This window comes from Myxococcus sp. AB056 (genome assembly GCF_006547365.1).
In the GTDB taxonomy this organism is placed as follows: Bacteria; Myxococcota; Myxococcia; order Myxococcales; family Myxococcaceae; genus Myxococcus; species Myxococcus virescens.
The window spans coordinates 50,389-72,740 of record NZ_VHLB01000025.1; the positions used below are offsets into that span (position 1 = coordinate 50,389).

Here is a 22,352-nt window from a genome sequence, read left to right on the forward strand (position 1 = left end):
GTGCGATACGCCCTGCTCATCCTCTTGCTGCTGACGCCCGGACTCGTCCGCGCGCAGGCCGAGGCGCTGGAGAATCCCGGCGCAGTGTCCGCCATCCAGGAGCGGCGATTCCGGATGCACCACGAGCTGCTGCTCGGCGTCGGCGTGCTGCCGGCCAACGCCTATTACAAGGGCCTGGTGGGCACCGTCGGATACACGTACCACTTCACTGACACCTTCGCGTGGCAGGTCGGGCGCGGCACGTACAGCTACAACCTCCAGACGAGCCTGCGCCGCCAGCTCGAGCGCGACTTCAACACGTCCCCCAACGCCGCGGCCTTCCAGGACCAGGTGCAGTGGATGGTGGGCTCGGACCTCATCTGGAGCCCGCTCTACGGGAAGATGGCCTTCCTCAATGAGTCGGTGCTGCACATCGAGGCCTTCCTGCTGGGCGGCGGCACGGTGGTGAAGCTCGACCGCGACGGCGGCTTCCGGCCCGCCGTCAACGTGGGGCTCGGCCTGCGCCTCTTCACGGGCAAGACGCTGTCGCTGCGCCTGGACGTGACGAACAACACCGTCTTCACGGGCGCCACGCGCGTCATCCAGGTGCCCCTCATCCAGCTCGGAACCGCGTTCAACTTCGGCGCCACGGAATGACCTCCCGCTCGCTCATCGCCGCGCTCACCAGCGCCGCGCTCCTCGTGTCTCCAGCGCCCGCCGACGCGCAGTCTCCGGCCGCCGCGCAGCCCACGTCCACCGCCCCCGCGGCCGCGCCCACCCAGGGCACGCCTCCGGCGGGAGCAAAGGCCCCCGGTGACGCCAAGGCCGACGCGCCCGACGCCGGCAAGCCCGCCGCGAACGCTCCAACGGCGGGCGCGGAAGCCCCGCCGCCCGCGCCGCAGAAGGTGGACCCGGGCGTCTTCGACAAGGCGCTCAAGGACTACTTCGACGGCAAGCCGCGCGACGCCGCCGGGCCGCTCCACGCCTGGCTGCAGGCCGCGCCCAAGACGGACGAGAACTACGCCTGGGGCCAGTACTTCCTCGCGCGCAGCCTCATCGACCTGGGGCTGACGCACGCGGGCGCCTCGTACCTGGCCCGCATCGCCCGCGAGCGCTCCAACCCCAACGTGCTGCCTCGCGCCCTGGACACGCTCAAGGCGCTGACAGACCGGCCGCACGACGAGGTGATGATTGACCAGCAGGTGTTCGGCGCGCTGGACCTGGGCTTCCTCCCGGAAGACACGGGCGCGTATGCGCACTATCAGCAGGGTCTGGTGGACCTGCGCGTGGGCAACGAGCGCTGGGCCAACACCCACTTCGCCAAGCTGTCGGAGACCAGCCCCGAGGCCAGCCGCGCGAAGTTCGCGCTGCTCGTCACCCGGCTGAAGCAGGTGAAGGAGCCGTCGGACGAAATCATCTCCGACTTCCTGGCGCTGTCCGAGGACGAGAAGCTCACCCGCGAGGCCCGCAACGAGGCGGCGCTGGCGGTGGCGCGCCTGCGCTACGAGCGCAAGGACTTCCAGGGCGCGTTGGAGGCGTATGACCGCGTGAAGCTGCCCGAGCTGGACCCGGGCCGCGCCAGCCTCTACCTGGAGGAGGCGTGGACCCGCTACAAGCTGGGCGAGCTGCGCGCGTCGCTGGGCATCCTCACCACACTGGACGCGCCGTCCTTCCGCGACGAGTTCCTGCCGGACAAGTACCTGCTGCGCGCGCTCATCTACCGCGACTTGTGCCACTACCTGCCGGCCAAGCGCGCCGCCAAGGAGCTGACGCGGCGCTTCGCGGACTCGCTGGAGGCGGTGCGCAACCGCGAGGACCTCACCCAGGACGTGCGCCTGCGCCGCGCCGCCAACGCCCGGGGAAGCACCCAGCGCGCCGCGCGCTTCCTGGAGACGTTGGAGCTGGAGGGCGAGCGGCTGGGCCGCTACGCCGGCAGCTTCGGCGACCGGCTCTTCTCGCACCTGACGAAGCTCTATGACTTGTCCCGCGCCGAGGCGGTCCGCGTCCATGACGCGCGGCTGGCCGAGGCCGTCCGCCAGGAAGCGGACACGCTGCTGCGCGCCGCCGAGCAGGTGCGCCTGATGGAGTACGAAGTGGGCCTGAAGCTGTACGAGCGCGTGAAGAAGGGCGCGCGGATTGTCGCGCCGGAGGACGAGCAGATTCTGTCGCCCACGCAAACGGCCTACCGTTTCGACGGCGAGTACTGGAACGACGAGCTGCGCTCCTACCGGGTCCGCATCGACAGCCGCTGCATCGAGGAGACGCCATGACCGGCCACCTGACGGGCCTGATTGCCGCCGCGATGCTCGCGGCCGCCCCGGGTGGCGCTGGACGTCCCGGCCCGGGCATCAACCCGATTGTCTCCAAGGCCAAGGAGCGCGACGAGCTCATCGCCAAGCTCAAGCGCGACATCTTCAAGGTGGACCGCGCCATCGGCGAGACGGAGCGCCTCATCTCCAAGAGCCGCAACGCGCCCTACCTGCCGGACCTCCAGTTCCGGCTGGCCGAGCTCTACGTGGAGAAGAGCCGCTACGTGTACTACCTCCAGGCCGAGTCGCGGCCGGAGGGGGCCAGCGGCGCCATCGTCTCCCCTGAGACGCGGCTGCTGAAGCAGAAGGCCGTGCAGATGTACTACCGGCTGCTGCGCGAGTATCCGGACTTCAAGGACGGCGACCAGGTGACGTTCTACCTGGCGCACGAGCAGCGCGAACTGGGCCAGTTCGACGAGATGCTCAAGACGCTCGGCGACCTGACGCGCAAGTTCCCTGGCAGCCCGCTGCGCCTGGAGGCGGAGCAGATTCTGGGCGACCACTTCTTCGACAAGGCCGACCTGGGCGAGGCGGAGAAGCACTACCAGGCCATCCTGGAGGCCCCGCCTTCGCCCGTGCACGACCTGGCCCGCTACAAGATGGGCTGGATTCGCGTGAATCAGGCCAAGCACGCGGAGGCCGTCACCTTCTTCGAGGCCGCGGCCGCCAGCGCGCCGCTGCCCGGCGTGGACGTGAAGAAGGCGCTCAACGTCAAGCGCGAGGCCCTGCTGGACCTCGTGTACAGCTACACCGAGGCCAAGCCCCCCAAGGGCGCGCTCAACTACTTCGAGAAGCTCAGCGACAGCCGCGCCACGTACGCGCTCGCGCTGGACAAGCTGGGCAACCGCTACTTCATCAAGCAGCAGTACGAGTGGGCCATCCCCGCGCTGCGCAAGCTGATGGAGATTCAGCACGACCCGGAGCTGGACCTGGAGCGCGGCCAGAAGCTCTACGACGCCATCAAGGCCTCCAAGGGCAAGGTGCTGCCGGACCCCGAGGACCTGAGAATCCTCGTGCGCGCCGCGGTTCAGAGCAAGACGGACCCCGAGTTGGCGGAGGCCGAGCGCAAGAAGCACCTGGTGGAGCTGGAGGAGATGGCGCGCGACCTCTCCACCCTGCTCCACGTGGAGGCGCAGAAGAAGAACGACAAGGCGCTCTACGTGAGCGCGGCGGAGGCCTATCAGGCGTACCTGGGCCTCTTCCGGCCCGAGCAGCACGTGCGCACGATGATGAAGAACCGCGCGGACGCGCTGTTCTCCGCCAACGCGTACCCCGAGGCCGCGCGCCAGTTCGAGGAGCTGGCCCGCTACCAGGTGAAGGCCAAGGACGCGAAGGGTGAGGAGGAAGCGCTCAACGCCGCGCTGCTGGCGCACTTCTCCACGCTCAAGCCGGAGGAGGCGCAGACGCGCAACGCCTTCGAGGTGGCGGACGCGCGTCAGGCCATGAAGCTGCTGGGCGCCGACTTCGTGTCGCGCTACCCCCGCAGTGAGAATGCCCTGGTGGTGAAGTTCAACATCGCCCGCGCCTACTACGAGGACGGCGAGTACCCAAAGGCCGCGGAGCTGTTCACCGCCTTCGCGCTGAGCCACCCGCAGCACAAGGAAGCCCCCATCGCGGGCAACCTGGCGCTGGACAGCCTGCGGCAGCTCAACGACTTCAAGGGCCTGGATGAGACGGGAAAGAAGCTGCTGGGCGCGCCGCTGCCGGCCAGCTTCCGCGCGGACGTGCAGAAGATTCTCACGCAGAGCCGCGCCGAGGCGCTGGATGAGCTGGCCCTGCAGAGCGCCCAGGAGACGGGCGACGTCATCCAGGGCCTGGTGAAGGTCGCCGACGAGAACAAGAACTCCGACATCGGCGAGAAGGCGCTCTACGGCGCGTTCACCGCGGCGCGCGAGAAGCGTGACATGCAGGCCCAGCGCGAGCTGGGCACGAAGCTGGTGCAGGACTACCCGAAGAGCCAGTACCTGTCGGACGTGCTGCTGACGCTGGGCCGGCACGCGGCGGAGGCCGCGGCGTTCGGCGAGGCGGCGGGCTGGTTCGAACAGGTGGGCCAGAAGCTGGGTGGCGACTTCGCCGCCGTGGACGGCTGGCTGGCCGGCGCGCGGCTGCGCATGGCGCTGGGCGAGCACAAGGAGGCGGCGCGTGACCTGGAGGCCGCCGCCGACATCGCTGGCGCGCGCAAGGCGGACATCCTGGTGATGCTGGCGGAGACCCGGCTGAAGCAGAAGGACTACGCCCGCGCGAAGACGGCGGCCGAGGCCGCGCTGAAGCTGGACCGCCACAGCGCCGCCGCGGCGGCGGTACTGGCCGAGGTGCAGGCCACCACGGCGCCCAACGCGCCCGCCGACGCGCTCATCGCCACCCTCACCACCGCGGTCCAGGGCCCCAACGGCGGCACCGAGGAGGCGGCGAAGGGCCTGTGGTACCTGGGCGAAATCCTCTACCGCGGCTACAAGGACCTGCCGGCGGACCAGGTGGAGGAGAAGGTCGCCGCGCTCCAGAGCATGGAGGGCATCTACACGCAGGCCGCGTCGCTGGGCTACGCCGAGTGGGCGGTGGCCTCGCTGTGGAAGCTGGCTCTCGCATACGGCCACATCGCGGACGTGGTGGAGGGCACGGCCGTTCCCGCGGGCCTCTCCGCCGCGGAGGCACAGCAGTTCCGGGCCGCGGTGAAGGAGCAGGTGACGCCGCTGAAGGCGCGCTCCGACGAAGCGTTCAAGGCCTGCTTGTCCCGCGCCGAGTCCCTGGAGGTCTTCAGCGCCGCGGTGGTGGGCTGCCGCGCTCGCACGGAGACGGCGGCGCTGCCGGTGCCGCAGCCGGGCACGCCCACGCAGCCGGCGTCGCTGGAGGAGCTGCGCAAGAAGGCCGAGCGCACGCTCAACGCGGAGGCGCTGGAGGCACTGGGTCTGGCCTACCTGGACGCGCGCCAGTACGGCATGGCGCAGCTCACCCTGGGCCGCGTCACGGAGCTGCAGGACACGCGGGCCTCGGCGCACTCCGCGCTGGGTCTGGCGCTGCTCCACATGGGTGACGCCATGGGCGCGCGCGAGGCCTACGGCCGCGCCATGGACTCCGACCCCACCTTCGGCAAGGCGCGCCTCAACCTGGCCGCGCTGCGCTGCCGCTTCGGTGACGTCGACGGCGCACGCCGCGAGCTGGCCGTGCTCAAGGACGTGGCCTCGCTGGGCGGCAACGACGTGGATGGCGGGTGGAAGGCATGCAAGTGAGGCCCTCGCGTGCATCGTGGCTCGGCGCCCTGCTCACCGCCCTCCTCTGCGCTTGTGGCGAAGAGGGCGGGCGGCTGGAGGGCAGCGTGACGTCGCTGCTCGACCTGCGCTACGACCGCGCGGAGGCGCAGCTGGCCGAAGGTGAGCTGGCGGTGAGCTTCGTCACCCAGCAGGGCACGGGCACCAACACGGTGCTGAAGGTCAGCGCCCAGGTGCAGGACATGCTCCCGGAGGGCTACACCGGCTCGCTGGACGTCAACCTGGCGGAAGTCCTGGCCAACGGCGCGCAGCGCGGCGCCATTGGCCGCAACGTGCTGGATGAGCCGGCGCGGACCTTCCCGGAGCTGCGGGTGGGTGGGCTGAAGGTGAAGGCCCTCCCCAGCCAGCAAGGCCAGCGCATCTCCGGCGAGTTCCACGTCACGTTCGTCAACGGCACCCACACCTATTCCGGGCGCACCATCTTCGGAAGCTTCGAGGCGACGGTTCCATGAAGCGCTTTGTCCTGCTCACCCTCCCCCTGCTCTCCGCGTGCGGCGCCAGCTACAACATGCGCGTGCCCGACTCGATGGAGAAGAAGCTCCCGTACGAGGCGCGCATCGAGCTGCTGGAGGCGGAGAACAACCTCGCGCTCGCCATCGACAGGGTGGACGAGGCCGACAACGAGATTGGCCGCGCCCGCGACAACATCCGCCGCGCCCGCTCCCGCCAGGAAGCCGCGGAGGATGAAGTGGACCGCGCGTCGGACGAGGTGTCTCGCGAGGTGGCGAAGCTGGCCATCGCCGAGGCCGAGGCCCGCGTGGAGTACCTGCGCGCCCGGCAGCGGCTCAGCGTGGGCCTGCGGGACGTGGAGCGGCTGGCGCTGCGCTGCGCCTTCGCCGAGTTCGAGCTGGCCCGGCTGCAGGCCGCCCGGAAGGCGAAGGTCGAGGGCAGCGAGCGGCTGGACCCGAAGGAGTTCGAGGAGCAGGTCTCCGAGTGCAAGGCGGAGGTGAAGGAGGAACGCGCCGAGCTTGCTGGAGACGAGAAGGAAGAGAAGACGGCGCGGGAGGCGTGGGAGGCGAAGAAGGCGGCGCTCGCAAAGAAGACCTTCGACGCCCGCGCGAGTCCCTACGTGGAGAACCTATAATGAAGACTGCCAGCTTCCTGGTGCTCCAGCTCCTCACCGCGCAGACCGCCGAGCCCGACACGGCAACGCTCGAGCGCACCGCCGCCGTGGAGAGCGCGCGGTTGGCCGAGTCCCCCGACGACGCGGATGCCCTGTACCGCCTGGGCACCGCCTTCCTCGCGCTCAACACGCCGAAGAAGGCCGTGGCGCCCCTGAAGAAGCTGGTGGCCCAGGAGCCGGACCTCATCCCGCCGAAGCTGGCCCTGGCCCGCGCGCTGCGGCTGTCCGGTGAGCCGGAGCAGGCGCGCATGGTGCTGGACACGGCCATCGCCGCCTTCCCCGAGGAGTCCACGCTCCGGGCCGAGCGAGGCCTGCTGGCGCGCGTGCTGGACGAGCGCGACGTGGCCATCAGCCAGTACGCGGTGGCAGTGGAGCTGGCCCCCCAGGACGCGGAGCTGCGCTTCAACCTGGGCGAGGCCCTGCAGCGCGCCAGCCGCACGGACGACGCCATCGACGCCTACCGCGAGGCGCTGAAGCTGGACGCGAAGCTCAACGTGGCCCGCGTGAATCTGGGCAAGGCCCTGGCGGAGAAGGGCCTCAACGGCGAGGCCAAGGAGACGCTGCGCGAGGCCACCCGGCAGAAGCTGGGTGACACCGAGGCGCACTACAACCTCGGCGTGCTCCTCATGCGGGAGAACGACCTGGACGGCGCCATCGCCGAGTACCAGCGCACGCTCGCCGCCGCCCCCAAGCACGCCAGCGCGCACAACAACATGGGCGTGGCGTTCAACGAGAAGGGCGACCCGCGCAAGGCCACCGACGCCTTCCTCAAGGCCATCGCCGCGGACCCGAAGTTCGCCGAGGCGCACTTCAACCTGGGGCTGGCGTACTACCAGCTCGGTGACTTCGCCCGGGCCACGAAGGCGTTCGAAAGGGCCGTGGTGCTGGAGCCGCAGCGGTCCAGCGGGCCGTACACGCAACTGGGCCACCTGTACCTGACGCAGGGCAAGAAGAAGCAGGCTGTGGAGGCCTTCAAGACGGCCATCGCGAAGAGCGCCGAGGACGGGAAGAAGACGACGGAGGCGTACCAGGGCCTTGCTCGCGCGTGGCTCAGCCTGGGCAAGGCGGACGAAGCGGTGGCCACCCTGAAGACAGCCGTGGGCGCCTTCCCGAAGGACGCGAGCGCCCGCGCCGCCTATGGCGAGGCCCTGCGCGCCAAGGGTGACTTGGATGGCGCCATCGCCGAGTACGAAGAGGGTGTCAAGCTCGCCCCCACGCCGGAGAACCGGCTGGCGCTCGCGGATGTGTACGCGCAGAAGCGGGTGAGCGCGAAAGCACAGCCGCTCTACAAGGCCCTCCTGGACGAGGACCCCACCAATCGCGCCGCGAAGCTGGCGCTCGCGGACCTGCTGCTGGCCATGGGCGACTATGTGGCGGCGGAGGGGCTGCTCAAGCCCAAGGACGGCGAAGAGGCCGACACCGCGGCGCTCGCACGGCTGGGCATCGTCCACTCGCGGCGTGGGCGGCCGGAACAGGCCGTGTCGGAGCTCGAGGCGGTGGTGGCGAAGGATCCGGCGCAGTTGGAGGCTCGCGCGGAGCTGGGCTTCATCTACCTGCGTGGCGGCGACGGCGCGAAGGCGAGGAAGGTGCTGACGTCCGTGCTGTCGGTGGACCCGCGCCACTCGCTGGGCCTGCTGTACATGGGCCACACGCTGTACCAACAGGGCAACACGAAGGGCGCGGAGAAGTCCTTCCGCAACGCCGTGCAGGCGGACCCGAACTTCGCCGAGCCGCACAACGCACTCGGGCAACTGCTGGAGGCGACGAAGCGCATCGACGAGGCAAAGGATGCCTACAAGATGGCCGTGCAGTTGCAGCCGGACCACCCGGATGCGAGAAACGCGCTGAAGCGGCTGACGGCGTCCGCGCCCACGCAGTAGGCCGCTCGCGGAACGTCTCGCCGCAATGCATGCGGCGAGATGGGCGGAGGGTGTGCACTCCCACGCCATAGGCGTCTCGCGGAACGTCTCACGGCAAGGCCTGCGCGCGAGCCCACAGCCGCGTGGACAGATGCGCGCATGGGCATCGCGTCCGCGCAGTCCTGTGCGGAGCTCTCCTATGCCGGCACGCCCAGCAACACCGCGCCCACGGCGACGAGCGCGGCGCCCGACAGTTGCCGTCGGCCCAGGCGCTCACCCTGGAGCGCCGCGAGCACCAGCGCGAAGGCGATGGAGGTGTTTCGAAGCGTCAGCACCACGCCTGCGCCTCCCCCTGCCAGCGCCGTCAACAACAGGCCGAACGACAACGCGGAGATGAGCCCCGCCGTCAGAACGAGGCCCGGTGCGAGCAAAGCCTCCCGGCGGAAGGCAGCCCACCCCTGCTGGCGGCCCCGCTCCAGGATGAGCACGGGCAGCGCGACGAGCAGGCCGGTGGCGAACAACGCAGGAGGCTGCGCGCCCGTCCCCAGCGCCATCTTGTAGCTCAAGTGGTAGCCCGCGATTCCCACCGCCGACAGGGCCGCCCACGCCACGCCCGTCCCCATGGCCCCCGAGGAACGGGACAGGTTCATCACCGCCAGCCCAACGCAGAGCAGCGCCACGCCCGCCGCCGTCCACGAGGACACCGCCTCCCCCAGCCACAGCACGGACACGGGCCAGACGAGCAGCATCGCGCCGCCACGCGACACCGTGTACGCAAGCCCGAGTGGCGCCTGACGCAGCGACCGCGCGAGCCCCGCGAGGTAAACGCTCTCACACACGCCCGCCCACAGCGCCCAAACGAGCCCCTCCGTGCTGGAGAACGCGGGGCCACGCATCCCCAGCGCCCAGATGCCACTGGCCAGGATGACCACGGACATGACGCTCACCACGCCCACTTCCGGATTGGGATGACGCTTGAGCAGCGCGTTCCAAGCCGCGTGCAGGAACGCGGACGACAACACCAGCACCAGCGCAGCAGTCTCCAATGCGGCTCCTCGACGACGACCCACGCCCGTGACTACTCCAATCCCCGCGCGGGCGCAGCGCCCCCCTTGGAGGCCGTTCGCGAGCTCGCTGTTCGGAAATGTCGGGAGATTTGCCGCTTCGAAACGCAATGCGTGGCACCTCCGCGCCCGCCGAACGGGGACGGGGTGACGAGGCACGACAGCACGCCCGATGTGCGGTGTGGGCGCACCGGGCAGACCACGGCTTCCCTGCCCGTCTGCCGCCAGCGGAGCGAAACGGCGCCCCCCACGGGAAAGGCCCTGGGCCATCACGCGCGGTGTGGAGGGGCACCGGGCGCCCAGGGCGTTTCCCGCGGGGAGCTGAATCCAGCGGGCACGGCTCCGTCCGTGCTCAGGGAGTCAGCGGCGCGCGGCCCTCCGGGATGACCAGGGGACCGGGCGAGCCCGGCCATTCGACGACCTGCACGCGCAGACCGAAGACGCGGGCCACCAACTCCTGGGAGAGCACCTGCGCCGGTGCGCCCAGCTCAACCACCCGGCCCTCGGCGAGCACGGCCATCCGGTGCGCGTATCTCGCGGCCAGATTGAGGTCATGCAGCACCGCCAGCACCGCGCCACCCGCCTGGGCGAAGCGCGCCGCCGCCTCCAGCACGAGGTGCTGGTGGGCCAGGTCCAGGCTTGCCGTCGGCTCGTCCAGCAGCAGGTAACGGTGTCCGGATGCCAACGGTTCGGAGAGCTGAGCCAGCACCCGCGACAACTGCACACGCTGCCGCTCGCCCCCCGACAGCGTGAGATACGAACGTGAAGCCAGGTGCCGCGTGTCGGTGGCATCGAGCGCCGCCACCGCCGCCGCCAGGTCCGCGCTGCCCTCAGCGCGGCTCGAATGGGGACTCCGTCCCAGCAGCGCCACCTCCAGCGCCGTGAAGCCGAAGCCCAGCGACGACTCCTGGGGCAGCACGCCCAGCCGCATGGCGCGCTCCCGCGGCTTCCAACGCGACAAGGGAATGCCGTCCAGGAGCACCTCGCCCGTCGAGCACCGCAGCTCGCCCGACATGGCGGACAGCAGCGTGGACTTGCCCGCGCCGTTGGGCCCCACGACGGCCAGCACCTCACCGGGCTCCAGCGTCAAATCCATGGGCCCCAGTGTCCGCCCACGGCCACGCCACACCTCGATTCCACGAACCTCCAGGCTCATGCGGCCCCCTTGCGCGACAACAGCCCGATGAAGACGGGAACGCCCAGCACGGACGTGAGCGCGCCCACGGGCAGTTCGGAGGGAATGGCCGCCGTGCGAGCCAGCAGGTCCGCGCCCACCAGCAGCGAGGCCCCCAGCAAGGCGGAGGCACTGAGCAGCCGCCGGTGGTCCGGTCCCAGCGCCAACCGCAGCAGCGCGGGCACCAGCAAGCCCACGAAGGCGATGACGCCGGTGACGGACACCGCGGCCCCCACCCCCAGGGCCGCGGCGAGGATGAGCCGGCGCTTGAGGCGCTCGACATCCACGCCCAGGTGCCACGCCTCGCGCTCTCCCAGCAGCAGGAGGTTGAGGGTGCGCGCCTCACGCAGCAGCAGGCCCAGCGCGATGAGCAGCGGTAGCGTGGCTGCCCCCACCACGTCCCAGGACGCACCGCCCAGGCTGCCCCAGGTCCAGAACGTGATGGAGCGGAGCTGCGCGTCCGTTGCCATCTGCGTGAGCAGACCGATGCCCGCGCCCGCCCCCGCGCTGACAGCCACGCCCGCCAGGAGGATGCGCGCCGTCTCCGTGCGACCGCCGCCCCCACCCAGCCGGTGCGCTAGCAACGTGGCGCCCAGCGCGCCCAGGAAGGCCGCACCCGGCACCGCGAGCATCCGCAGCGAGCCCAGGTGGGCGCTGAGGGCCACGTCCATGACGATGGCCGCCACCGCCCCCAGCGCCGCGCCGCTGGAGGTGCCCAGCAGGCCGGGCTCCACCAGCGGGTTGCGGAACAACGCCTGCAGCGCGGCACCACAGGTGGCCAGCACCGCGCCCACCATGATGCCGAGCGTCACGCGCGGCAGGCGGATGGACAGCAGCACCGCCTGCTGCACGGACTCCAGCTTGTGGCCGATGTCCAGGCCCACCTGCTCCAGCAGACTGCCCGCCAGTGCCAGCAGAGGCACCGGCACCGCGCCCACGGCGAGCGACAGGAGCACCACGCCCAGCAGCAGCGCCGTCAGCAGCAGCCACGGGCGCGGAGCTGCTGGCTGGATGGGCTCCTGGGTGCGGTAGGTGGCGGAGACGGGCGCAATCTCCGACGCACTCATTTGCGGCCCCGAGCCGGGGACATGTACCCATCCTGCAAGCGGCTCACGGCCTTGCCCAGGTGAGGCCCCAGCCCCATGAAGTGGACGTCGTCCACGGTGATGAGGCGCCAGCCGCGCACCTGCGACAGGCCGGGCGTGCGCGACAGGCCCTCCTCTCCGCCCACCGGCTCCAGGGAGCTGGCCGGCATGAGGATGAAGTCCGGCGCCGCTTCGACCACCGCCTCCGCCGTCAGCGGCTTGTGGCCCGCATAGCCGGCGATGGCATTCACGCCGCCCGACAGCGTGACGAGCTCGCCCGCCGCCGTCCCGGCGCCCGCCACCATGAGGACGTTGGCCCCGCGCGCATACAGCGCGAGGACCCGCGGCTGCTTCGCGTCCTTGCGCGCCGCCGTGCGCTCCTGCGCCTTGCGCAGGTCCGCGTCCAGTTGCTTGACCAGGGCCTCACCCTGCTCGGCCTTGCCCAGGCGCTGCGCGAGCGTCCGGATGCGCTCGCGCGTGGCTTCGACGGTGTGCTTGTTCGGCAGCACCACCACGTCCACGCCCACCGTCTTGAGCTGCTCGAGCACGCCTGGAGGGCCCGCCTCCTCGGACGCCAGCAACTGCGACGTCCCGAGCGCGACGATGGCCTCCGATGACAGCGCCCGCTGGTAGCCCACCTTCGGCGACTTCCGGGCGACCTCCAACGCCAGGCTGGTGTCGTCCACGCCCACCACCTGCCCGCCCGCGCCCAGCGCGAAGACGGTTTCGGTGATGGCGGGGCCGACGGTGACCAGCTTCGCCGCGTTGACCGGGGCCTTGGCCGCGGCCGCCGTCTGAGGCTTCGCGGGCGCCGGCCCCGCCGCGTGCGCGAGCGAGGCCACCGCCATGAAGACCCACGACAGCCCGAACGCGCGGCTCATCGCGATACCTCGCTCGCGGGCAGCGCCTTGGCCAGCTCCTCGGCCAGCGCGCGCCACTCGGGCGACTCGGGCTGCCCCGGCTTCCGCTTGCCGAAGATGAGCGCGATGTTTTCCCCCGCCTCGTTGAACAGCTCCAGGGACGTGACGACGCCGTCCCGCGTGGGCTTGCGCACGACCCACGCCGAGTGGACGTGGTCCGCGCGGACGTGGAGGTTGAAGCCCGCGTCCAACACGTTCATCCACGGGCCCATCGGCTTCACGTTCTTCACCGGGCCGGTGTGAATCTGGATGCAACCGGGGTTGCCCACGAAAATCATGATGGGCAGCTCCGTCGCGGACGCCTTCTCCAGCACCCACGTCAGCGAGGACGTCGCCACCGGGGTGGTGAGCTCCGGCTCGGCCAGGCGGAGCGCCTGGGTGCGCCCCACGCTGAAGCGGTTGAGCAGCATGAAGAACTCATGCGTGTCCTGGAGTGCGCGCCAGCCGGAGCGCAGCCCCTCCGCGTCAATCTCACTGTCGGGCTTGGGCGCCGCCGCGGGCGTGGCCGGGACGATGCTGAGCACCGGCGACTGGTCCGCGTGGGTGAACTCCTTCACCAAGGTGTCGAACGTCTCCTCGCGCCCGGCCTCCTCCACGTAGAGCTTGTGGATGGCCGTCCCCGACGCGTCGAAGAACTGGAGGCTGCGGCGGATGCCATCGCCGTGCGGCTCGCGGATGGCGAAGCCGAAGCTCCAGCGCGTGAAGAACAGACGCAGGTCGATTTCCTCGTCCAGCACCAGCCCCTGCTTGCCGTGCAGCTCGATATTGCGCCAGATGCCGCGCTTCTCGTGCACGGCATGCGCGTTGCGCGTGAGCGACATCACCCGCCCCAGCGACTCGAAACGGGGCAGGAGCGCATCCAGCCGGAGGTCCAGCCGGACGACGCTCTCCCCAAGTCCCGTGGCGAGCAACTGCGCTTCACTCACACCCAACTGCTCGGCGGCGTCACGGATACGGGTGCGAGGCTGCTCCTCGCGGAGGGTCTGCCAGCGCTGGCGCAGACGGGTGGACTCGGAAACGACATCAGAGTTCGCGGTCTGATTCATGTTGGACACCTGAAAGTGGAAGGGGGCTCAGTACGAGGACGGCTGCGTTACGGCGCTGCCGCTGGAGGCGGGGCCAGGCACCTTCGCCCAGCGGAGCGACAACATCCCCGGCGTGCCCGCATCGTCGTAATAGGACTGCATGGCGACCTTGAAGTAGTCACCAGCGTCGGAGCGGACGACGTACACATTGCGACGCGCGGTGAGGGCGTGCGTCGTCATGTCGTAGGCGTACCACCCGTCGCCCTGCTGGAAGGCGCTGTCCGGGTCCTCGCCCCGGTCCGGGCCGTCCTCGGCATCCGCGACGTAGCCGTCCGCCGGCGCCTGCGTCACCGCCGCGAAGTCCGTCTCGAGGAGCACCGCCACCGCCACGTTGCCGGTACCACTCACGCCGCCCCGGGTGCGGACGTTGAAGCGGTTGAAGGCCAGGTCCCAGACAGTGTCCTCGGAGGCGCTCACCTGCGCGCCCTTGTCCAGGTCCAGGCCAATCCAGTCCGCGCTGCTAGTCGCGTTCACGGTGGTGGTGTACGAGCCGTCATCGTTGGCCACGTGATTCACGTGGGAGCCATCCGTCGGCTGGCTCTCTGGCGCCAGCTCGAGGTCATCGCCGCACGCGGACAGGGAACCAGCCAGCAGCAGGGCGGCAGCGCGGCCCAGGAAGGAGGAACGGGGAGAGAAGCGGGACATCGGGACTCCGTGAGTGAGAGGTGGAAGGGAGCGTCAGAGCCGGGCGGAGATGCCGGCCTGGATGGCGCGAGGGGGAATGGGGAGGTCGGTGGGGTTGCCCGCGTTCGCGAGGTTGGTGCCCAGCACGAAGAACTGGAGTTCCTCGCACATGCGCCAGCCCAGCCGGGCATCCACGGTGACGTAGCGCTTGGCGTCGTACGGGTTGGCGACGCCGTCACCGTCCGTGTCCGGGAAGAAGGGACGCGGCCCCACGAGCGCGCCGCGCACCCAGGCCTCCAGGCCCGACGTCCGGTGACGCCAGGTGGCCTGCGCGGTGAGGCGATGGCGCGCCTGCCCTTCCAGCGCCAGCCCCGTCTCCTCCGAACGGCCGTCGGTGAGCGTGTAGCCCAGCTCCGCGGAGATGCGGCCAGGCAACTGCTGACGCACGCCCAGCTCGCCGCCGAGCACGCGCGCACGCGCGATGTTCACGTAGGTGAAGAGCTGCTGCGGACCGACCATCTCCGTGGAGACGCCGATCATGTCCTGAAGGTTGTGCTGGAAGGCGCTCACCCACAGGAGCGAGGACTCCGCGGGCTTCACCTCCACCGACAGGTTGAAGCTGCGCGAGCGCTCCGGACGCAGGTCCGGATTGCCGTGCACCCGGTAACCCACGCTGGGGTTCTCGAAGTCGAGCAGCATCTCCTGGAAGCCCGGCGCCCGGAACGCCCAGCCGTAGCTGCCGCGCAGCGTGAGCCAGGACGTCGGGTCCATGCGCGCCGCCAGCCGGGGCGTCACCGCCGTGCCGAACTGCGTGTCCGTGTCCACGCGCGCGCCCGGCACCAGCGTCAGCTTCCAGCGCGGCACCAGGGTCCAGTTGTCCTGCACGTAGATGGACGCGCGGGCGCGCTGGCCGGTGCCGTCTTCGCCCAGCCGGTCCGCCTGCAACCATTCGCCGAGCAGCTCCGCGCCCACCACGAAGGCGTGGGCGTCTCCCAGCTTCGCGTCCAACTGCGCGCCCAGCCGGCCCTGCTGCTCGCGCGTGTCCTCGATGGTGTCCAGCGCGTTGGAGCGGCGCTGGTCCCTCAGGTAGCGCCGGTTGAACCACGCATAGGCACCGTCCACGCGCAGCGAGGCGTTGTCGGACAACGTCCACCGGGGAGACAGGCGCACGGAGAGCGAGTCATCCCGGCTGGCGCGGTCGAAGATGGCGCCCGTCACGCCCACGTCCACGCCGCGCTGCACCCGCCGCGCATAGGTGGCGTTGGCCTGCAGCGCCGTGCCCTCACTGACGCGCAAGTCACCGCCCGCGGACGCGTCGATACCATCCAGGCTGCTGCCCGTGGTGCCGATGCTCGTCGGGTCCAGGAGGTACGCGTCCCGCCGCGCCAGACCGCCGCTCAGACGCAGCCCCCAGTTCTCCCCCTTCGCCTCGCCGGTGGCGTCCAGTTCCAGCCGCTGCATGGAGCCGTAGGAGGCGCGCAGCTCGGCGCCCAGCGGACGGCGGGCACGGCGGGTGATGAGGTTCACCACGCCCGCCACCGCGTCGCTGCCGTAGAGGACCGACGAGGGGCCCTTCACGATTTCCACCTGTTCGATGTCCTCGGTGGACAGGCGGGACAGGTCCACGCTTCCGGCCACCCGGCCGGCCACGCGCTCACCGTCCACCAACACCAGGACGTACTCCGGCGACAGGCCCTGCAGCTGCACCGTGGCGCCCGCGAACGTCTGGACCACCTGGAGCCCAGGGTGCGCGGCAAGCAACTCCGACGCGTCCCGCGCCCCGCTGGCCAGGATGTCCGAGCGGGTGATGACCTCCGTGGCCACCGCCGAATCCTCGAGCCGCTCCGGCGAACGCGACGCCGTCACCACCGTGCGCGCTTCCGGCAGCGCCTCCGCGTCTAACGCGGGCTCCGGCCCCACATCGGCCTGGGCCACCTGCGCATCGGGCGGAGCCTCCGCGGTGGAAGCCTCGCTGGAAGCCACCTCGGTGGCAGGCGCTTCACTGCCACCGCCCCACGCCGTCCACGGCATGGAACAGGCCACGAAGAGCAAACACCCACGCCACACCATTGCTGCGTCCTCCGGCGCAAGGCCGGGGGCCTTTCGCGGAAGGCCCTGTAGGGCGCTGGGCTCAATGGCCTCGGGCCTCAGGAAAAGACCTCACTGCACCGGGCCTGCGCGGCCCGGGAACGACTCACACGTCAGCGGACGGCGCCGCTCACCTGCGCACCACCACCGCCTCCCGGCGGCGTTCGCTCCAGGGGCACCACCTGCGTCCGGTGGCAGCGGCGGCACTTGAGCTCCACGCCCTCCGGCACCAACCGCGCCAGCAGGCTGCCGCACATGCAGCGCAGCTCCTCCGCCCCGCCTTCACCGTGGCAACCGTCGCGCATCACCGCTCCTGGCTCGAAACGGCAGCGACGATATTGATACTGATTTTCAAAGTCAAACGATTGGCGAAAAAACCGCCCCCGTGCGAATCAGGGTGTGCGGGAGCGCGCCGCTCAGTGAACCTTGGAGCGCGCGGAGATGTCGCGAGCCAGACGCACCTTGGGCGTCACCATGCGAGCGACACCGGAGTAGAGCTGTTCCTCGGTGTAGACCTTCCGCACCCGGCGATGGCTGCCGGGGTGGTAGGCGGGACCGGGCCGCTCCAACCACTGGAGGATGCGCACCTCGCCGGAGTGGGCCATGGCGGCCAGCAGCTCCGGGGGGCACAGCTTGAGGTAGCGGCGCACCAGCGGCTTGAGCTTGCGAGAGAAGTTGCGCCCCAGCACGGCATGGCGCCGGCCGGAGTGCAGCGTCCCGTCGAAGCGGCGCGACAGGTGGAAGAGCTCGTGAATCACCGTCTCCACGCGGGCCTGCGCGGTGGACCCCCGGAAGAAGAGCGGCCGAAGGGTGACGCAGTACAGCATCCGCTTGCCCCGGATGCGGATGATGGGCTTGCGGCGTCCGGTGCGGTCCGTGCTCTTCCCCCCCCGGAAGCACAGGGGCTTCACGGTGCCCCGGGAGGCGCGGCGGGCCTCACCGGCCACCACGAGGATGCGGCCCGCCTTCACATGTCCGAACTCCGGCATCTTCGCCGCGATGTCCCGGATGAGAGAGCGGAGCGTCTTGTTGAAGTTGGGGCGGCGTTGGGCCACAGGTGGTGGACAGTCTAGCGGAAAAGCCCTTGAGAGGACTCCAGGGCATGGCCACATTGTCTAGCGTCATGCGCTTGCCCTCGCCCATGTTCCGACTGGCCGTGGTGCTTTTCCTCTGTGCGGGGTGTGCTTCCGCCCCCACCCGGCCCTCCCATCCCGCCGTCCTCACCGCCCAAAGGACCGTCGTCGCGTCCCAGGGCCTCACCGACGCCACCCTGCGCTTCGAGGCACAGGTGACCAGCCCCGGAGAGGGGGTGGTGAAGCGCGCCGACTACGAGCTCGTCGCCGACGGCCAGGTGGTGAAGACAGGCACCGCGACGCTGGACGTGGCGCTGACGCCTGGCGAGCCCACGGACCTCTCCTTCGAGGAGCGCGCGCCCTACGTGAAGAACGAGGACGACCTGGCGCGGCTGAGCGCCCAGGGAGGCACGCTGCTGCTCGCCCTGCGCGGCACCCTCGTCGTGCGCTCGGGAGACCAGGAGCAGACGATTCCCTTCGCCGCCAGCCGCGCGGCGCGGGTGCCCCGGCTGCCCACGGTGGTGGTGGAGGAGTTGGACGGGGCGCGCTACTCGGATGAGGAGGTCCAGCTCAACCTCCGCCTGGGCGTGCGCAACCCCAACCCCTTCCCGCTGCGGCTGGAGGGCCTGACGTGGACGGCGTCGGTGGCCGGCAAGACGCTGGACAGCGGCACGCTGGCGCAGGCGGACACCGTGGACGCATCCGCCACGGGCGTGTACCCGGTTGAACTGGCGGTGACGAAGGACACCTGGGGCCCGGAGGTGAAGGCGCTCATCTCCAAGGGGCTGCTGCCCTACGGGGTGACGGGCGAGGTGACGGGCCCGCTGCTGCGCGTGCCGTATTCGCTCACGGGCAAGGTGAAGCTGAACGTCTCCCGGTAGAGTGGGACGCCGTGCCCATCTACCTGTTGAGTGACGAGCACCCGGAGCTCTTCCCCCCCCCGGAGCGCGCCGACAAGAGCGGCGTCGTCGCCGTCGGCGGTGACTTGCGTCCAGAGCGGCTGCTGGCCGCCTACGCCCACGGCATCTTCCCCTGGTACAGCGAGGGAGACCCCATCCTCTGGCACTCGCCAGACCCGCGCTTCGTGCTGTCGCCGGACAAGCTCCACGTGGGTCGCTCGCTGCGCAAGACGATGGCCCGCGGCGTCTACGAGGTGCGCTACGACACCGCCTTCCGGCGCGTCATCACCGAATGCAGCCAGGTGCCTCGGCCCGGACAGACGGGCACCTGGATTACCGAGGAGATGATGGAGGCCTACATCACGCTCCACGAGGCGGGCTTCGCGCACTCGGTGGAGGCGTGGGCGGAGGGCGAGCTGAAGGGCGGCCTGTATGGGGTCTCCCTGGGCGCGGCCTTCTTTGGAGAGAGCATGTTCGCGCTGGCCCCGGACGCCTCGAAGGTGGCCTTCGTCACCGCAGCGGAGCGCTTCCAGGGATGGGGCTTCCAGCTCATCGACTGCCAGGTCGAGACTGAACACCTGGCCCGCTTCGGCGCGGAGAACTGGCCCCGCAGGCGCTTCCTCGCGGCGCTTGCCCGAGCGATGAAGGAGCCCACCCGGCGCGGGAAGTGGACGGAAGAGGCGGCGGCCGGCCCCTGAGCGCCCGGCGCTTTCGAAATGGCGCGGGCCCCTTTGAATATCGGAAGCGGCGGGCCGTCACGGTCCCACGCCACCGCCAGAGGAGCCGCCCATGCGATGGAGTTCCGCCCTGTTGCTGCCGCTGTGTCTCGCCACCACCGCCTGCGGCACGTCCGCGAAGCACCAGGCGCTGCTCGAACGCCGCGACGCCATCCGGCTGGCAGACGTCGAGCGCGAGGAGGGCGCCCGGGAGCAGTACCGCAGCAGCTCAGGCTTCCAAGACACGCGCTGGGGGATGACGAAGGACGAGGCCATGACCGCGCTCCCCTTCCACGCCCGGGTCATCAACGAATGGGGGGACGTGCACGTCGCCGACGTCGTGGCGGGCCGCCGCGCGGACGCCTACTACGTGTTCGCCCAGGGACAGTTGGCCGAGGTCACCCTCCACTTCCGCGCGCCGGGCGCCGTCCGCGACAACTTCAACGCGGTGGCGGAGCTGCTCACCATGAAGTACGGCAAGCCCGCGTCCAGGGAGGACTCGGCGCTCGACGCGGAGGGGCGACTGGCGCTGGCGCAGATGGCCAACAACCTCTCCGAGGCCTCGGCGAACTACCACGCGTGGCGCTCCGGCGTGCAGCCCAGTGGCCCCGCCGTGGACAACTTCGGCCGGCAGATGGAGGCCAACGCGAGGACGGACGCCGCCCTCGCGGTTCACGAATACCTGCTGCGGAGCACCTGGACCGAAGCCGAAACGGAGCTGCGGCTCACCGGCAGCCAGGAGCCCGGGGCGCGCAGCCTGACGCTCACCTACACGAGCCAGAGGCTCAAGCCCTACCTGTCCAAGGAGCTGGCCGTCCGCGACCAGCAGCGCAAGGTGCAGCAGTCGCGGGAGCTGTAGCCGCTCCACCCTGAAGGCGCCACGGGCGGGAACGCACCGCGGCGCTCAAGGACCGAGCGAAACGACCCAGTCCCCGGCGTACTGGGACGTCATGGGCGTGCGGGCCAGCGGCGGACAGTATTGGAAGTGCGCGTCAAAGCTCGCGATGTCCGCGCGCTCGGAGCGCTCCGCGACGGCACCGAGCAGCGGGGCCATGTGTCGCGAAGCAGGGAGCGCCCACTGCTTGAGGCGGCAATGCGCGAGCAATCGCCTCCAGTTCTCGGCGGCTCGGCAAGGGACTCAACCCCGGCGCCCCTACTTCTTGCACGGTGACAACGTGCGCTTCCCGTACGCCAGCTCCTCCTCCGTGGGGCTGCCGTAGCGCACCGCCTTCGGCGCCACCTTGGGCTTCGCGGCGTCATGGACGTTGAGCACGCCCAAGGTGCGGCTGAGGACGGTGCGCAGCCCGGTGCTGTCATAGAGCGCGCCGAAGAAGGCCCCGCCGGAGCGCATTGGAAGCGGCGCCAACGCCCCCGCCGGCCGGAGCAGCAGCGCGGTGTGGTCCTCCGTGGCCCACTCGCAGGGGTCCTTCTTCCCGTCGCGCTTCATCCACGACACCGCGATGTCGAACACGGCGCTGCCGTCATCCCACCGGCTGCTGAAAATCTCCCACTTGCGCTGGCACTCCGGGGCCTCGCACGACGCGCGCTCGGGAATCACGTCCGACAGCTCCAGGGGCAGCCCCCGGCCCTCCTCGCTGGTGGAGTTGTCGTCGGCGCGGCGCAGCTTGCAGCCGGTGGGCGCGTCCTTCTGGCGCAGCGCCACCGGCGTGCCCGACAGCCGGCCCGGGGGCAGCACGTCGCAGTCCACCTGAAGCTCGGACATGAGGTACGTCTTGCGGTCCGCGTCCGTCCCCATCCGCACCGCCCACCACACCACGGGCACCGCGCGGCAGGCCGCCGAATCCGCCTTGCCGAACACCCACAAGGGCACGGACGGGTCCGGCGCGCCCAGCTTCCGGACGTCCACATCCTCCGGCACCAGCTTCACGCCAGAGCGGTCCCGCTCGCTCTCCGAGAAGAAGCGGTCCTTCGACTCCGGGATGATGGCCTGGTGCGCCAGCCAGCCCGAGCCCGACAGTCCCACCAGGTTGCGCGCCGTGAAGGGCACCACGTCCGGGCGCTTCGGACAGCCGCGCTCGGGCTCGGCGGCCGGAAAGGTGTCCACGTCATCGAACTGCGCGGACGCCACCAGGGGCATCAACAGCGCCAGGCTCGACACCCACGCCTGCGCGGTCAACCGGACTGCCAAACGCATCGGGCTCCTCCACGAAGAAGCGTCCGCGGCCGGCTGAGGCACACGGGCGAAAGAGGGAGCCTCCCGTCATACCGCATGCCCGCGACACGCCAAGCCGAAGCCCTCAGCGCTTGCGTGACTTCTTCGGCGGCGGCAGCACCTCCACCGGAATCTCACGCTCCGCCTCCACCGCGGGCGGGGCCGCGGCCGGCGCACCGGCGTCGGTGGGCTCGGGCGGCTTCACTTCCTGAATCTGGTCATCCAGCGGCACCCGGCCCACGGAGCGGTGGAACAACTCCCACAGCGCCTTGCGGTGCACCTCCGGCGAGCCCGCGCCCGACACCACCACGCCCGCGCCGCTGTAACGAGCCTCCAGCCCCAGCGGCTTCAACCCCTCCCCCAGTGAAGTGAGCTGCTCCTGGAGGACGGGGAGCTCGAAGGTCAGCTCCAGCTCCCGGGCCACGAAGGCGTCCGTCTTCAGCAGCTCCAGCAGCGCCAACCTGCACGCGGAGTCCTTCACTGAAGCACGGAGGGAGCGCTCCGCGCCGCTCGTCGCGTTCAAATCCGGACACGCCTTGCGGGCCGCGGCCAGCCGGGGCGCGGGGTCCTCCGGCGGCGGTGAGCCCACCGTGAGGCGCCACACGGCGAAGCGGCCCCCCGCGTACAGCAGGAGCAGCGTCCGTCCCGGCTTCTGCCCGGTGAGCAACAGTTCGTTGCTCCCGGGCAGCAGCTCCGCGTCCGCCACGGAGGCGTCCGCCACCTGGACCCAGTCCACGGTGTCGAGCTTGTGGAAGCGTTCCTTCCCGGGCTCCAGGGGAACGACCATGTCCACCGGCCACGCATGCGCGAGCGTCGGGACGAGAAGGGCCAGGAGTGCTCCAAGAGCGTACATGCGAGCGGACATCAGGGCTCCAGCGCAGTGGTATGGACCCTTAGCACGGGATAAGAACAGGG

21 protein-coding genes are annotated in these 22,352 nt (G+C 70.5%); 9 read left to right on the forward strand and 12 right to left on the reverse strand.

Annotation, left to right across the window (positions count from 1 at the left end):
- Genes FMP39_RS13915 through FMP39_RS13940 form a run of 6 tightly spaced genes read left to right on the forward strand, consistent with a single transcriptional unit; the run spans position 1 to position 8,557 of the window.
- Positions 1–636, forward strand: a complete 636-nt coding sequence (locus FMP39_RS13915) for an outer membrane beta-barrel domain-containing protein (RefSeq protein ID WP_141590363.1) — start codon at positions 1–3, stop codon at positions 634–636.
- Positions 633–2,249: a hypothetical protein gene (locus FMP39_RS13920; protein ID WP_141590364.1), complete on the forward strand. Its 1,617-nt coding sequence runs from the start codon at positions 633–635 to the stop codon at positions 2,247–2,249. The genes FMP39_RS13915 and FMP39_RS13920 overlap by 4 nt, the downstream gene beginning before the upstream one ends.
- Positions 2,246–5,515 carry a tetratricopeptide repeat protein gene (locus FMP39_RS13925; protein ID WP_141590365.1) on the forward strand — a complete coding sequence of 1,090 codons (3,270 nt, stop codon included), beginning with the start codon at positions 2,246–2,248 and terminating at the stop codon, positions 5,513–5,515. The genes FMP39_RS13920 and FMP39_RS13925 overlap by 4 nt, the downstream gene beginning before the upstream one ends.
- Positions 5,497–6,006 (forward strand): hypothetical protein, encoded by a 510-nt coding sequence (locus FMP39_RS13930; RefSeq protein ID WP_141590366.1) that lies wholly within the window; start codon positions 5,497–5,499, stop codon positions 6,004–6,006. Before FMP39_RS13925 ends, FMP39_RS13930 begins: the two co-directional genes overlap by 19 nt.
- Positions 6,003–6,638, forward strand: a complete 636-nt coding sequence (locus FMP39_RS13935; RefSeq protein ID WP_141590367.1) for a hypothetical protein — start codon at positions 6,003–6,005, stop codon at positions 6,636–6,638. The genes FMP39_RS13930 and FMP39_RS13935 overlap by 4 nt, the downstream gene beginning before the upstream one ends.
- The gene (locus FMP39_RS13940; protein WP_141590368.1) at positions 6,638–8,557 is read left to right on the forward strand and encodes a tetratricopeptide repeat protein; all 1,920 of its coding nucleotides are present in this window, start codon (positions 6,638–6,640) and stop codon (positions 8,555–8,557) included. Before FMP39_RS13935 ends, FMP39_RS13940 begins: the two co-directional genes overlap by 1 nt.
- Positions 8,558–8,733: 176 nt before the next feature.
- Here the strand turns inward: FMP39_RS13940 and FMP39_RS13945 are convergent, their stop codons facing one another.
- The 9 genes from FMP39_RS13945 to FMP39_RS13985 form a co-directional block, all read right to left on the reverse strand.
- Positions 8,734–9,606, reverse strand: coding sequence for a DMT family transporter (locus FMP39_RS13945; RefSeq protein ID WP_141590369.1), 873 nt, complete (start codon positions 9,604–9,606; stop codon positions 8,734–8,736).
- A 346-nt stretch (positions 9,607–9,952) separates the two neighbouring features.
- On the reverse strand, positions 9,953–10,756 hold the full coding sequence (locus tag FMP39_RS13950) for a heme ABC transporter ATP-binding protein (RefSeq protein ID WP_141590370.1): 804 nt from the start codon (positions 10,754–10,756) through the stop codon (positions 9,953–9,955).
- On the reverse strand, positions 10,753–11,841 hold the full coding sequence (locus FMP39_RS13955; protein WP_141590371.1) for an iron ABC transporter permease: 1,089 nt from the start codon (positions 11,839–11,841) through the stop codon (positions 10,753–10,755). Before FMP39_RS13955 ends, FMP39_RS13950 begins: the two co-directional genes overlap by 4 nt.
- A complete protein-coding gene (locus tag FMP39_RS13960) occupies positions 11,838–12,740 on the reverse strand; it encodes a hemin ABC transporter substrate-binding protein (RefSeq protein WP_141590372.1) in 903 nt (300 codons plus the stop codon). Before FMP39_RS13960 ends, FMP39_RS13955 begins: the two co-directional genes overlap by 4 nt.
- The gene (locus FMP39_RS13965; RefSeq protein ID WP_141590373.1) at positions 12,737–13,825 is read right to left on the reverse strand and encodes a hemin-degrading factor; all 1,089 of its coding nucleotides are present in this window, start codon (positions 13,823–13,825) and stop codon (positions 12,737–12,739) included. The genes FMP39_RS13960 and FMP39_RS13965 overlap by 4 nt, the downstream gene beginning before the upstream one ends.
- A 27-nt stretch (positions 13,826–13,852) precedes the next feature.
- Positions 13,853–14,509, reverse strand: a complete 657-nt coding sequence (locus FMP39_RS13970) for an HmuY family protein (RefSeq protein WP_141590374.1) — start codon at positions 14,507–14,509, stop codon at positions 13,853–13,855.
- A 33-nt stretch (positions 14,510–14,542) separates the two neighbouring features.
- Positions 14,543–16,558, reverse strand: a complete 2,016-nt coding sequence (locus FMP39_RS13975; RefSeq protein ID WP_141590375.1) for a TonB-dependent siderophore receptor — start codon at positions 16,556–16,558, stop codon at positions 14,543–14,545.
- A gap of 131 nt (positions 16,559–16,689) precedes the next feature.
- On the reverse strand, positions 16,690–16,881 hold the full coding sequence (locus FMP39_RS13980; RefSeq protein ID WP_194858393.1) for a hypothetical protein: 192 nt from the start codon (positions 16,879–16,881) through the stop codon (positions 16,690–16,692).
- 111 nt (positions 16,882–16,992) lie between these two features.
- Positions 16,993–17,631 carry a hypothetical protein gene (locus FMP39_RS13985; protein WP_141590377.1) on the reverse strand — a complete coding sequence of 213 codons (639 nt, stop codon included), beginning with the start codon at positions 17,629–17,631 and terminating at the stop codon, positions 16,993–16,995.
- 2 nt (positions 17,632–17,633) lie between these two features.
- Here FMP39_RS13985 and FMP39_RS13990 point away from each other — a divergent pair, with 2 nt between their 5' ends.
- From FMP39_RS13990 to FMP39_RS14000, 3 genes are all read left to right on the forward strand, one after another.
- Positions 17,634–18,530: an LEA type 2 family protein gene (locus FMP39_RS13990; protein WP_141590378.1), complete on the forward strand. Its 897-nt coding sequence runs from the start codon at positions 17,634–17,636 to the stop codon at positions 18,528–18,530.
- Between the two features lie 11 nt (positions 18,531–18,541).
- A complete protein-coding gene (aat, locus tag FMP39_RS13995; protein ID WP_141590379.1) occupies positions 18,542–19,246 on the forward strand; it encodes a leucyl/phenylalanyl-tRNA--protein transferase in 705 nt (234 codons plus the stop codon).
- 91 nt (positions 19,247–19,337) lie between these two features.
- A complete protein-coding gene (locus FMP39_RS14000) occupies positions 19,338–20,123 on the forward strand; it encodes a hypothetical protein (protein WP_141590380.1) in 786 nt (261 codons plus the stop codon).
- 45 nt (positions 20,124–20,168) lie between these two features.
- On the opposite strand, the gene FMP39_RS14005 is transcribed toward FMP39_RS14000, so the two are convergent.
- From FMP39_RS14005 to FMP39_RS14015, 3 genes are all read right to left on the reverse strand, one after another.
- Positions 20,169–20,318 (reverse strand): hypothetical protein, encoded by a 150-nt coding sequence (locus tag FMP39_RS14005; RefSeq protein ID WP_228557970.1) that lies wholly within the window; start codon positions 20,316–20,318, stop codon positions 20,169–20,171.
- Between the two features lie 99 nt (positions 20,319–20,417).
- On the reverse strand, positions 20,418–21,419 hold the full coding sequence (locus tag FMP39_RS14010) for a hypothetical protein (protein ID WP_141590381.1): 1,002 nt from the start codon (positions 21,417–21,419) through the stop codon (positions 20,418–20,420).
- 103 nt (positions 21,420–21,522) lie between these two features.
- Positions 21,523–22,302, reverse strand: coding sequence for a pilus assembly protein N-terminal domain-containing protein (locus tag FMP39_RS14015; protein ID WP_141590382.1), 780 nt, complete (start codon positions 22,300–22,302; stop codon positions 21,523–21,525).
- Positions 22,303–22,352: the final 50 nt, after the last annotated feature.